The 12,865-nt window shown below is 37.4% G+C and carries 9 protein-coding genes and 1 pseudogene; 2 read left to right on the forward strand and 8 right to left on the reverse strand.

Going from position 1 to position 12,865, the window contains the following annotated elements:
• Positions 1-15: 15 nt before the first annotated feature.
• Positions 16-1,932 carry an amino acid permease gene (locus tag IPL24_18870; protein ID MBK8365646.1) on the reverse strand — a complete coding sequence of 639 codons (1,917 nt, stop codon included), beginning with the start codon at positions 1,930-1,932 and terminating at the stop codon, positions 16-18.
• Complete coding sequence (locus IPL24_18875) at positions 1,929-3,218, reverse strand: hypothetical protein (GenBank protein MBK8365647.1); 1,290 nt, start codon at positions 3,216-3,218, stop codon at positions 1,929-1,931. Before IPL24_18875 ends, IPL24_18870 begins: the two co-directional genes overlap by 4 nt.
• A 243-nt stretch (positions 3,219-3,461) precedes the next feature.
• Here IPL24_18875 and purL point away from each other — a divergent pair, with 243 nt between their 5' ends.
• Complete coding sequence (gene purL, locus IPL24_18880) at positions 3,462-5,696, forward strand: phosphoribosylformylglycinamidine synthase subunit PurL (protein MBK8365648.1); 2,235 nt, start codon at positions 3,462-3,464, stop codon at positions 5,694-5,696.
• 90 nt (positions 5,697-5,786) lie between these two features.
• On the opposite strand, the gene IPL24_18885 is transcribed toward purL, so the two are convergent.
• On the reverse strand, positions 5,787-6,647 hold the full coding sequence (locus tag IPL24_18885; GenBank protein ID MBK8365649.1) for a T9SS type A sorting domain-containing protein: 861 nt from the start codon (positions 6,645-6,647) through the stop codon (positions 5,787-5,789).
• A gap of 54 nt (positions 6,648-6,701) precedes the next feature.
• Complete coding sequence (locus IPL24_18890; protein MBK8365650.1) at positions 6,702-7,121, reverse strand: hypothetical protein; 420 nt, start codon at positions 7,119-7,121, stop codon at positions 6,702-6,704.
• Between the two features lie 261 nt (positions 7,122-7,382).
• Between IPL24_18890 and IPL24_18895 the strand changes: the two genes are divergently transcribed.
• The gene (locus IPL24_18895; protein MBK8365651.1) at positions 7,383-7,952 is read left to right on the forward strand and encodes a heavy-metal-associated domain-containing protein; all 570 of its coding nucleotides are present in this window, start codon (positions 7,383-7,385) and stop codon (positions 7,950-7,952) included.
• 122 nt (positions 7,953-8,074) lie between these two features.
• Here IPL24_18895 and IPL24_18900 read toward each other — a convergent pair whose 3' ends face one another.
• The 4 genes and pseudogenes from IPL24_18900 to IPL24_18915 all read right to left on the reverse strand — a co-directional run bounded on the left by IPL24_18900 (position 8,075) and on the right by IPL24_18915 (position 12,828).
• Positions 8,075-9,502 carry a DUF5106 domain-containing protein gene (locus tag IPL24_18900; protein ID MBK8365652.1) on the reverse strand — a complete coding sequence of 476 codons (1,428 nt, stop codon included), beginning with the start codon at positions 9,500-9,502 and terminating at the stop codon, positions 8,075-8,077.
• A 182-nt stretch (positions 9,503-9,684) separates the two neighbouring features.
• A pseudogene (gene hppD, locus IPL24_18905) lies at positions 9,685-10,769 on the reverse strand (4-hydroxyphenylpyruvate dioxygenase).
• Between the two features lie 215 nt (positions 10,770-10,984).
• Positions 10,985-12,652, reverse strand: a complete 1,668-nt coding sequence (yidC, locus tag IPL24_18910) for a membrane protein insertase YidC (GenBank protein MBK8365653.1) — start codon at positions 12,650-12,652, stop codon at positions 10,985-10,987.
• Positions 12,646-12,828 (reverse strand): hypothetical protein, encoded by a 183-nt coding sequence (locus tag IPL24_18915; GenBank protein ID MBK8365654.1) that lies wholly within the window; start codon positions 12,826-12,828, stop codon positions 12,646-12,648. The genes yidC and IPL24_18915 overlap by 7 nt, the downstream gene beginning before the upstream one ends.
• Between the last annotated feature and the right edge of the window lie 37 nt (positions 12,829-12,865).

Below are 12,865 nucleotides of genomic sequence, written 5' to 3' on the forward strand. Positions count from 1 at the left end.
GCTATTCACCACTTACTACTTACTACTCACTAAATTGAGCTTACTATTCTTATAACTAAACCCAAAATAAATCACCAGTCCCACAGCAAGCCAGATCGTAAAGCCTATCCAGTTTCTCAGACCCAGTTCGCTCATCATGTAGAGGCAACTTATTAATCCAAGAACAGGAATGAGTGACATATTATGTTTGAATGCAAGGAATGCAAGATAGAGACAGCTGATCAGAAAGATCCATGTCGGAATTTTGTGCTTGAAAACATCCCAGCCTTTATCGAATTTCTTTTCTTCTGCGATAGGCAGATTTCCAAGTGTAGCAAGATAAGTTGTTTCATCAAGTGAATTCAAATATGTATCCAATTCTGATCCTGATGCAATGAATTTTTCTGAATTTGTTTCAAGCATTTGTTGACGGATCATACTTGCTTCTGAAGTTGTCAGACGTGTCATCAAGTCATCAACTCCGACTGCAACAGGTTCATTTCTGAAAAAATTGAGTGTGTTCTCTTTATTGAATTGAAGTGAAAGTATAATGGCAGATATAATCAGTATTGGAAATATAAATTTTGCATTCACATAAGGTGTTTTGAATTTTCCCCGCGGTGAATCTTTGATCATGTCGAGTCTGAGAACACCGGCACAAACCAGAACAAATGCGAAAAGTGTTCCTATCCTGCAAAGATCTGTAACCCAAGTAAGGTTCATAAACAGTGCAGGAATAGCAACTACAAATCCTGTTACGATCGTTGCGAATGAAGGTGTTTTATATTTTGGATGAATGGTTGCGAATTTTTTTGGCAACAATCCGTCACGACTCATACTCATCCAGATTCTTGGTTGTCCTAATTGAAAAACCAATAACACACTGGCCATAGCTACAATTGCACTCACACCAATGACTGCAGAGATCCATTTCATGTCCAGACGCTGAAAAACAAATGCAAGCGGATCGCCAACTGCCAGTTCGCTATAGTTGACCATTCCAGTTAATACAAGTGCAATTGCTACATATAAAATTGTACAGATTATAATCGCCCACATCATGCCGCGAGGAAGGTCACGTTGCGGGTTTTTGCATTCTTCTGCCGTTGTACTGATTGCATCAAATCCAATGTAAGCGAAAAATACCGCAGATACTCCTTTAAGCACTCCACCAATTCCATTTGGTAAAAACGGATGCCAGTTGTCTGTGTTAATATAGAAAGCACCGATTGTGATCACAAATAATACTACGAGCACTTTTACGATCACCATTGCATTTCCGGCGTTGCGCGATTCTTTCATTCCTCGATAAACTAAGGCAGTGATCAGAACTATTATCAGGAGTGCAGGAAGATCTGCAACGATATGCAGACCAAAAAGCGTTGGAGAATTTTGCCATGCAAGAAAGGCTTCCTTAACAGGTGCATCCAGATTCTCAAAGGATTTTCCACTGGCCATTAAAGATTCTGCTACACGATGTCCTTTGGATGCTGATAAGAAATCCATTGTCATCCATTCCGGTAAATGGATGCCTGCACTGGAGAGTAAACCGGTAAAATAATCTGACCACGATATAGCCACTGTTATATTCCCGATTCCATATTCCATGATCAATGCCCAACCGATGATCCAGGCGATCAACTCACCAAATGCTACATAGCTGTAAGTATATGCACTTCCTGAAACAGGAACCATTGATGCAAACTCTGCATATGCAAAGGCTGCAAAGCCACAAGCCACTGCTGTAAAGATGAAAAGTAATACAACACCCGGTCCCCCGGCAGCACTGGCATTACCAATTGTGCTGAATATTCCGGCACCGACTATTGCTGCAATTCCAAGCGCTGTTAGATCCTTCACTCCAAGATGCCTGGATAAAGAACCATGTTCGTTTTCTCCTGCAGCAGATTGTTCAAGGATTTTGGAAACAGATTTTTTTCTGAATAGATTCATTTTTCAATATTAGTGAATATTTTGGATTTACCGGAAAAGCTGATCAGAACAAAACCGATGAAAGGAAGTGCAGGAATCTTATATCTGACAATGGCGCCCAGTACAGGTGTCGTTAATCCGATGAGAATATATAAGGTTAGAATGAAAAGTACTGCTGCCCAGATAATACCTTTATCTTTCAAAACAGGTTTTTTAAAATTGATTATCGTAAGTATTGTTATAAAAAAGAGAATGCAATTTTCAAGAACTGACAGTAGCACCAATGGATTTCCTTTTATGTCATTGAAGAATGGGCGGAAGTAAGTAGTGCAAAAGGCCTGCGGTGCATTTTTTAAAACACTCCAGGTATCAAGTCCGAGTCTTGGGATCTCAATCAGACTTTTGCTTTCTACTGCATTGGCATATCCGAAGAAATTGAACTGCTTCCAGTAAAGCATTGCAGCAAGATTGTACTCCGGTAAAATTCTGTAAAAGTTAAAGGCAACAGTAAAAAACAGAAGGTAGGCGCTGATGATGCAAAGTGCAGGTCTGGGCAGTTTGAATTTTCTGATTATCCACCATGTCAATAAGCCGGGTGCAAGCAAAATGATAATATAGAATTTTGTGATACTTAAAAGTCCTATTGATAAGATGAGAGGAATTAATCTTCTGTGCTGATCAGGATTCTTAACGTAATTGTAATAATGATAAACAAAAACTCCCATCCCAAAAAGCAGAAGACCATCTTTTAAAAGTCCCGAGCCCCAGAAGAGTGTTGATGGCAATAAAAAGTATAGATCAAAAGTTCTTTTTCTTTCCGGACATTCCTTTTCAAAAACTTTATATAAACAAAACAAGCCAATGAATGAAAGAAAATTAAGAAACACAACATGAATGTAATAAAATCCGAGTGAGAAAAAATGGAAGAATGCATTTAACCTGATGATCGTTCTGTTGTCATTAAAAAGCAGGTTCGTATTGAGCCATGCATTCATCTGTACATAATAGGATCTCAATTCTTCTGCATCTGCATCAATTCCTGTAAACATTCTGAAGAAATCATACGGATGCGATTGGAATGATTGGTAAAGTATTGCACTATCATTGAAAAACTTGAAAGTATCTGTCGTCTTTATGTCAGTGTAGTGGTACGTGTAGATCAGTCCCAGGATAATTCCGGCGACAATTTTCAGGAGAAACAAATAAGTAGGCCAGGAAGCAGGTATTCCATCCGATTTGAAAAAACTCCATTTTCGAATGATAAATACAAAAGCAGCAATGTAAGCACAAGTCAACAGGATGTGCATTCTCGTTTTTAGTCTTATTTTACTTGAAAGAAAGAGAATTTTTTCTGTTAAAAAAAATTTAGTAAGGAGTAAGTGGCAGGTGGAAAGTGGATTGTTGATAACTGCTTGCAGGATTCTTCTATCTGGTTCAGATTGAAGCAGAAAAAGTTCGCAGTTAAAATTCCAAAATCAGCTATTCCTGAATTTTTACTTACTGCTTACTTGAAAAAAGAATCTTACATTTGTGCAATCAAAAAAACACCCATGTCTGACGTACTTGAACAAGCCGTAACTGTTGAATCTGCAAAGGAATTAGGACTTTTGCCTGAAGAATTTGAGAAGATAAAAGAATTTTTAGGCCGCACTCCAAACTTCACTGAACTGAGTATATACAGTGTAATGTGGAGCGAACATTGTTCGTATAAAAATTCAATTACCTGGTTAAAAACACTGCCGAAAGATGGTCCGCATATGCTCGCAGCAGCAGGTGCAGAAAATGCAGGCTTGGTTTCAATTGGCGATGGACTTGCATGCTGTTTCAAGATAGAGTCACACAATCATCCTTCAGCAATTGAACCTTATCAAGGTGCTGCAACCGGAGTTGGTGGTATCAATCGCGATATTTTTACAATGGGTGCGCGCCCGATTGCACAGTTGAATTCTCTGCGTTTCGGAAATATTGATCTTGAAAAAACAAAGTGGTTACTGCGTGGTGTAGTAAAAGGAATTGGCGATTATGGAAATGCCTTTGGTGTTCCTACAGTTGGTGGAGAATTATTTTTTGATGAATGTTATAATGTAAATCCATTAGTCAATGCAATGTCTGCCGGAATCGTAGAAGAAGGCAAGACTGTTTCTGCTACATCCTACGGAATTGGCAATCCTGTTTTCATAGTAGGTTCTGCTACAGGTAAAGATGGAATTCATGGTGCTACATTTGCAAGCGGTGATCTCCACGAAGATTCAGCTGATGATCTGCCTTCTGTTCAGGTTGGTGATCCATTCACAGAGAAATTATTGTTGGAAGCATCACTGGAAGTTATAAAAACCGGTGCAGTCATCGGTATGCAGGATATGGGTGCAGCAGGAATTATTTGCTCCACTTCTGAAATGTCTGCAAAAGGAAAACATGGTATGAATATTCATCTTGACAAAGTTCCAACGCGTCAGAAGAATATGCAGTCGTGGGAAATCCTCTTGAGCGAATCACAGGAAAGAATGCTTGTTGTGGTAAAGAAAGGAAGAGAAAAAGAAGTTCTCAGTGTTTTTGATAAATGGGACCTGAATTGTGTTCAGATCGGTGAAGTAACTTCAGGAACTCAGTTGAAGTTTTATATGAATACAGAATTGATTGCAAATGTTCCTGCAGATTCACTTGTTTTAGGAGGTGGAGCACCGGTTTATGAAAGGGAATATTCTGTACCTGCATATTACTATGAAAATAAACGTTTCAATATCGATTCGCTTGAAGAGCCGGAAGATCTGCGTCAGGTAGCAACTTTCCTTTTGTCGCATCCAAATATTGCTTCTAAAAAGTGGGTATCCACACAATATGATTCAATGGTTGGAACTGTGAACATGAGTACAAATGCACCAAGCGATGCTGCAATTGTAAATGTACGCGGCACAGAAAAAGCAATTGCACTTACGGTTGATTGTAACTCACGTTATGTTTATGCAGATCCTGAAATCGGTACTTCAATTGCTGTAGCAGAATCGGCAAGAAATATAGTTTGCAGCGGGGGTGAGCCATCAGCAATAACCAACTGTCTGAATTTCGGAAATCCTTACAACAAAGAAGTGTACTGGCAATTTGTACAGGCAATCAAAGGTATGGGAAAAGCTTGTCGTAAATTTCATACACCTGTTACAGGAGGAAATGTCAGCTTTTACAATCAGTCATCTGATGAAGGTCCTGTATTCCCGACACCGACTATTGGAATGCTTGGTATCCTTGAAGATAAAAGAAACCGGATGACACTTGATTTTAAATATGCCGGAGATTATATTTTCATGATCGGTGAATCAAAGAATGATGTCAACAGTTCAGAATATCTGTATTCGTTTCACAATATTAAAAAATCACCGGCTCCGTTTTTTGATCTGGATGTAGAATATAAATTGCAGAGTGTCATAAAGCATTTGATCAAAAAAGATCTGATCGAATCTGCGCATGATGTTTCTGATGGTGGTCTGTATATTACGCTTACTGAATCCGGAATGCCACGCGGTTTAGGTTTTTCCATCGAAACTGATTTCGATGTCCGTGCCGATGCTTTCTTATTTGGTGAAGCACAAAGCAGAGTAGTGGTGTCAGTACATCCAGACAAAATGGATAATTTCGTAGACTTCCTTGCCTCAGCCGATATTGAATTCTCAAATCTTGGAATGGTAACCGAAGGCGAGATCCTTATCGATGAAGAATCGTTCGGAAGTATTGCAGAGGCGAAGGAGCTTTATGATAATGCACTTGCGAAAAAAATGAAAAGTGAAAAGTGAAAAGTGAAGAGTGAAAAGTGGCGACAACCTTTCAGGTTACCACCACTTTTCACTTTTCACTTTTCGTTATTCGTTATTCGTTATTCGTTATTAGTTAACAACAAGTCTTCTGGTAGTTTTTGAACTTTCGCTAAAAACATTTACAAAATAAACCCCCTTCGAAAGGTTGTTCAATTCTATTTTTGTTTTTGCATTCTTCAGAATTCCGGATTGAACTAGTTTGCCTTCAACAGAACTGATCTCAAATTTTGTTTCCTTTTCATTTGAGTTTTTTACAATGTAAATATACTCTGAAGCAGGATTTGGATACAATTCAACCATGAGCTGAGGCGATATAGTATTTATTCCTGAAACAGATCCGACAAATGCAAGATTGTCAAGATACAAATAGCTGCCATCAACCGGTGTAGATGCACTTCCACTTGATGAGAAAGAAATTATTACAGTATCAGGGGTTTCGTTTGAAATATATCCCAAAGGCAAATCAAAATTTGTCCAGCTTGTCACACTTCCGGGAGGTATTCCGGTAGAATTTATTGCAATTAAATCTGCAGTCTGGGTTCCCGGATTCCACTTTGTCAGCATCACATAAGCAAAACCCTGATCATTCAAACCAGGTGAGTACTGCCAACTGCCGGTGAGACTGGCAGGACGTTGTGTGAAGGCAAATCCCTGAACATAGTCACCGGAAATAATATCAAAGGTTCCGCTTGTGATCGTGCCCGACATTACTCCGATACCGGTTACCATTCTGGAAGTGAGTTTTACATATTTCGAACCCGGATTGCCCGGCGTTCCTTCTTCACAGATCAAAGTACCAAATTGTGATGTCAGGTAATTCAAACTATACCAATTATCAGGATCCGAATAAGAGCCGTTATTAGTCCAGTTTTCGAATCCACCATTCAATAGTTGTGCATTAGAATTCAGAGTGAATGCACAGGCTATCAAAAAAAAAAGTAATTTTCGTTTTCATAATAGCGTGTGTTTATTGGTTAGAATAAATTAATGTTTTTCCTCACGGCATAGACCGACAATTTCATGGAAAGTATCATGCATGACAATAAGATAATCAGAAATTTCTTTATCGGTTTTTTTATCTGCAACCATTTTTTCCATAACAACAGAGTTGTCTTTCAACTTTGTAACTGCAGCAACTACTTTTTCATTATTAAGATCAGCAGGAATTTTTGAATCCGCAAGTTTAGCTGCTTTCTCTTTCATTTCTGTTGCTCTTGATTTTATAGGCTCCAGATTACCTTCTTCACTTGGATGAAAGGTTTGTGACATCACGCCATGAAATTCTTTCAGTTCCGGCCATGTTTCAAATGGTGATTTCTTTTTAGGTTGTTCAATTGCTTTGTCTTGTGCAAATCCTATGGTTCCTACAAGAAGCAATACTACTAGTGTGGTGATTTTTTTCATTTTTTGTTAGTTATTTATTGAAGTCCAAGGTAGGAATTATATTTAAAATTTTGAAACCGAATCTTGTTTCAATCTCTAAGATGAATTCAGTAAAACTTAATTACTTTTTTAAATGACCTGAATCATAAAAGTGCATTTATTCTAAATATGGAAACTTTCTGGAACGGGAACTAAGTGAAATAATGTAATTTTGTATTGCTATTGTGCAACTCCAATGCTATCTTTAAATTAAATTAAAAAACGACTCATTTGAAATACATTTTGGCCCTTCTTCTAATATTACAATGCCTGTTTTTACCAAAAGCAATCACTGCTCAATATACTTCTGCAAGAATTGGGGTGAATGGCCTGACCTGCTCTGCCTGTACAAGAAGCGTGGAAATGAGTATCAGAAAACTTCCTTTCATCGAAAATGTTGAAATGAATCTTGAAAATACTGATGGAATATTGAAATTCAAAAAAGGCCAGGAAGTTGATATTTTTAAAATTGCCCAGGCAGTGGTGGATGCCGGATTTTCTGTCAGGTTTTTAAATGCTGACTATACGTTTTCAAACACAAATATTACCGATCGAAAATATAATGAGAATGGTTATTCATTTTATTTTGTCAGAAAGACTCCATTAAAAAAAGATAATACTTTACGCTTTATCGGACCGGCCTTTCAAACTAAAAAAGAATTCACAAAATATAAAGCTGAATTTCCAAATCTTGACTTCAAAGATAAAGCTGTTTCTTTTTGTTGTATTGGTGGAATAGTTTGTTCTGTCATTTTAGAACTCGTTTTAAAATCAAAGCACAATGAAAAATTCATTAGGACATTTTGTTTCTGAAATTTTAATATAAAGCAATGATAGAGTTTAAAATTGTCTCCAGTTTTATCACCGTTCAAAATTCGTAAATTTCTATAACTAAAAAAGGCTGCATGATTGCAGCCTTTTTAGTATTCAAAAAATTATTTTTTCGCCTTTTCTTTCTTCTCTTCATTTTCAATGAAGTCGCGGACTTTATCAGTATCGAGCCTTTTTGCTATGATGTTCTTTTTCTCATCAAGTAAATAAATTACAGGAGTAGAGTAGATGTCGTAGTAGTTTCTGAAATTCGTATTGTTGTAAAGATCGGAAACATTTATCCATTTTAGTTTATTGTCGCGAATGAACTTTTTCCATAATTCAATATCTGATTCTATCCCTACTGAAAATACTTCAATATTTTTTGAAACTTTAACGCTGTCATAATAATGTGAAAGTTTAGGGATTTCAGTCTTGCAATGGCTGCAAGTAGGATCCCAGAAAACGAGAATTGTATATTTTGCTTTCACATCATAAAGCTTGTGAATTTTCAAAGCTGTGTCAGGCATGTGAATGTCATATGCAGGCACTCCGAGAATGTTAGGTTTTATTTTCATTACACGTTCAAGGATCTTTGCCTGTAACGCTGAGTCAGCCCAGAATGCTTCTTTCGTCAGATAATATTTTTCTGCTATGTGTACGAAAATTTTATCGTAACCCATGATGTTGGAAGTCTCGTAAAAATTTGCAAGTGTGGCAACGCAGTATTTAAATACTTCCTTGTTAGCGCGCGCTTTGATTATGATTGTATCTATCGCCTGAATAAGTGAATCAGGCAGAGGTACAGTAAGCTGCTGAGTATATGTTTTGATCTTACTTTGAAGAATTGGACTGCGCAACAAACGCTCATCACTGAAGTCAACATTATCGAAGAAATGTGATTTGAAATACTTGAATTGAAAAGATGAATCGGTAATTACACCATTAGCATCTCTTGGTGGTTCCGGCACTTCCGGTTCTGACATAGTCTTGATCACCTTTGCCATGAATGTGTTCGGATGATCAGTAACAATTTTCATCCAGTATGCTTTTACTTCTTTGTCGGCATTGGTAAGTTTAGCTTTAAGTATTTCGACCGAATCTTTGTTATCTTTATTTGAATCTAATCTTGCTTTGACTTGCTGAGTCTCTTTTGATTTGGCAATTATATATTTTTGATGATCATTGAAAAGTGTATTCTCAACAGAACCTTTTATTTTCATGTGCTCAACATAATCAAGCGTGTCAGTTTCGATTTCAAATTTCTGTTCGTTGACAAGGATTTCGAAATAAGTTTTGTTGGGAAGAATCACTAAATAAATTCCACCGGGAAGTGAATCCGGACCTTTGAAAGTTCCCGTTCCGGTCTGATCAAGTTTTATTGTATCTCGGACATATTGTTTATCGCCATAATGATTTCCCAGATATAAAGAGGAATCTCTCAGGCCATGAATTTGGACTTTGATTTCATAGCCACTTCCTAATACTGAAAGAGAAGAAGTAAGTATGCAAATAGCTGCAAAAAGCGCTGCAATCCAGATTGGTTTTTTCATATAAATTGTTCTCAATTGTTTGATTTGAACTCCGAAATTTTGTCTTTGGTTTCGCAAATTTAACAGAGTTGCATGAAGTAATGGTAAATAAATTCAATTTCAGAGCCGTCTAAACAGCAAAAAAGGGACCAAGTCCCTGATTTTTGCATTCAATAGTATAAATAGCCTTGTTTTGGAATCAATTACAGGTTTCCACGCAAAGCCTGTTCTCTTTCAATCGCTTCAAAAAGTGCTTTGAAATTTCCTTTTCCAAACGATTTTGCACCCTTTCTCTGGATGATCTCAAAGAATACAGTAGGTCTGTCTTCTACAGGTTTTGTAAAGATCTGCAACAAATAACCTTCATCATCACGGTCAACCAGAATGCCCAGTTTTTTTAGTGATTCAAGGTCTTCATCGATCTTACCAACTCGCGCAAGCAGATCATCATAATAGTTTGAAGGTACTTTCAAAAAATCAACACCGCGACGTTGTAATTCTGTAACAGTCTTTACAACATCGTGCGTAATGACAGCAATATGTTGTACACCTGCACCACGATAAAATTCCAGATACTCATCGATCTGAGATTTTTTCTTTCCTTCTGCGGGCTCGTTGATAGGGAATTTTACAAAGCCATTTCCATTGGAAACAACTTTGCTCATTAAAGCAGAATATTCTGTTGAGATATCACTGTCATCAAAAGTGATGATCATTTTGAATCCCATTACTTCTTCATAAAATTTAACCCAGTCATTCATCTTACCCAACTCAACGTTACCAACGCAATGATCTATATAATCAAGACCAACACTCTCAGTTTCGAAATTAGGTTTGGCAGCTATATAGCCGGGCATAAACGGACCTTTGTAATTCTTCCGTTCAACAAAAGTGTGAATCGTTTCTCCATAGGTATGAATAGAAGCTATTTTGATTTCACCAAATTCGTCAGAAATAGTTTTTGGTTGTGAGTGAGCTTTTGCGCCACGTGACATCGTTTCGTAAAATGCTTGTCAACTCCGAGAGCAAGAACTTTAACTCCATCACTATGTTTTAAAACATGCTGACTGATTTCTGAATCAGGATTAAAAGAAGTCGTAAGTACAAGCCTGATCTTACCTTGCTGAAGTACATAAGATGCCTTTTCTTTTACACCGGTCTCAGGCCCGGCATAGGCTACCAGAGTAAATCCAAATGCTTTCTGATAAAAGAAGGCTGCTTGTTTTGCATTGCCAACCCAGAATTCAATATGATCGGTTCCTAATAGTGGTAGAAAGTCTTGTGACATGGTATTTGTTTAGTTGAATGCTTAAGAATGAATTGTTTTACGCACTACAAAAGTCGTGAATACTTATGAAAAAACAAATCAGTCTATACTTTGAATTTCCTGATTTTTGTCTCTTTTAAAAGGTTTTCAGGTTTCAGGTTACAGGTTTCAGGTTGGCTTCGTTGGAAGATGGAAGCCAACCTGAAACCTATAACCTGAAACCAGTAACTTCTTAATTACTTCCGTTTTCCAACCTGTGCATTTCGCTCTTTAGCCATTTGCTCCAGTCTGGCCTGGAAACCTGATTTTTTTACCGGTTTTTTCTTATTCTCCTGAATCTGTGCATGGATCTTATCTTCATCAAGGAAAGCCTTGAAAAGATATTGCTGACCAAACCCAATTACGTTACTCAGGAAATAATAGTAACTCAATCCGGCAGAATAATTATTAAAGAAGCCCAGGAATAAGATCGGCATCAGATACATCATCCATTTCATCTGCGGGTTTGTTGCTGCTGTCATCTGCATGTTCATCTTTGTGTAGATGATCGTTGAGACAGTCATTAACAGAGTAAACAAACTCACATGACTACCGTAGGCAGGAATGTGGAATGGCAGATCAAGAATTGAATCGTATGTTGAAAGGTCATGGGCCCAAAGGAAACTCTGCTGTCGTAGTTCAATCGAAGAAGGGAAGAACCGGAACATAGCGATAAGGATCGGTAATTGTAAAAGCCCGGGAATACAACCACCAAGAGGATTCACGCCGGCCTTTCTGTAAAGAGCCATTGTCTCTTGTTGTTTCTTCATTGGATCACTTCCGAACTTTTCATTGATCTCAGCCATTTCAGGAGAGAGCACTTTCATTTTCGCCTGCGACTTGAATGAGCCATAGGTTAGAGGAAGAATTATAATTCTCACCAGTATTGTCAGAATCAGGATGATTAATCCGTAATTCATATTAAAGCCGTCAAGAAAATGGAAGGTAGGAATAACAAGAAATCTATTCACCCATCCAAAAATTCCCCAGCCTAATGGAATAAGTTTCTCCAGATGTAAATTATCAATTTTCTTCAGGTCCTGATAATTATTCGGTCCGAAGTAAAATTGCATGTTATACGTCTGAACAGGTTTTCTGTCATACGGAAGCGAAAAAGCAGCCGTCATTTCCTTTACGATCTGTTTTGAATTTTCATCCGATTTTGTTTCAACGGTAGGCGATTCAAATCCACTCTGATCAGAGATCAGAACTGCAGAAAAGAATTGCTGTTTAAAAGCTATCCACTGAACTCTAGTTTTAAGATCCTTTTTTTCATTCTTTGTTTCGGAAATATAATCTACTTCTTCATCAGTGAAACGATAATGTATTGAAGTTGCAGCACGTTCGTTAGTTATACTTTTTTCCTGCTGTGTAACGATGTCTTTCCAGTCAACATTAATAAATGAAGAGTTCTGAGCGATCACATCTTCAAGCCCTACAACATTTACCTGGTAATTTACCATGTAAGAATTCTCAGGAAGAGAATATGCGAACTCAATGTATTTTTTATCGCCTGCAGGAAGACGAAGATTCACAGAATTTTTTGAACCTGCAGTACCTGATGCTGTAAAGTAAAGTTCTTCTGTATTAATGATTCTGTTTTGTGCTGATAAACTCAGATTAAAAACATTTGAATCGTTATTCATCAGATAAAGTGGACGACCATCCCAGGTCTTGTAATCCTTTAACTGTACACTTTTGATCTTTCCACCTTTTGAAGAAAGAGAAACTTTTACAAGATTATTTTCAAGAGTGAGAATTTGTTCAACACCCTGAGATGCAGAAGCGAAATCTCCGAATTTTTGTTTTTCTAATTCAACTTTTACAGAATCAGAAATTTCTGTCGTAGAATCCGGAATTACGATCTGGTTTTTTGTTCTGCAACTATTGCAGCTTCTTTGGCTAAAGTCTGAACTCTTTCAATTGAGTCTCTGCGCATTTTAGCAGCATTCACTTCTTCAACAGAAGGTTGAGTGTAAATGGAATAAGCAATGATGATAAGGCCTATGATCGACAGGCCCATTATTGAATTTTTGTCCATGAATTGGCTTAAAAAGGGAGCGCAAAGATAGAAATTT

Source organism: Bacteroidota bacterium (genome assembly GCA_016711505.1).
In the GTDB taxonomy this organism is placed as follows: domain Bacteria; phylum Bacteroidota; class Bacteroidia; order AKYH767-A; family 2013-40CM-41-45; genus JADKIH01.

What these genes read in the sequence shown, in the direction of transcription:
- purL (MBK8365648.1), top strand. Translation starts at nt 3,462, where the DNA reads ATGTCTGACGTACTTGAACAAGCCGTAACTGTTGAATCTGCAAAGGAA.
- IPL24_18900 (MBK8365652.1), bottom strand. Translation starts at nt 9,502, where the DNA reads ATGAAAAAACCAATCTGGATTGCAGCGCTTTTTGCAGCTATTTGCATA.
- IPL24_18875 (MBK8365647.1), bottom strand. Translation starts at nt 3,218, where the DNA reads ATGCACATCCTGTTGACTTGTGCTTACATTGCTGCTTTTGTATTTATC.
- IPL24_18870 (MBK8365646.1), bottom strand. Translation starts at nt 1,932, where the DNA reads ATGAATCTATTCAGAAAAAAATCTGTTTCCAAAATCCTTGAACAATCT.
- IPL24_18915 (MBK8365654.1), bottom strand. Translation starts at nt 12,828, where the DNA reads ATGGACAAAAATTCAATAATGGGCCTGTCGATCATAGGCCTTATCATC.
- IPL24_18890 (MBK8365650.1), bottom strand. Translation starts at nt 7,121, where the DNA reads ATGAAAAAAATCACCACACTAGTAGTATTGCTTCTTGTAGGAACCATA.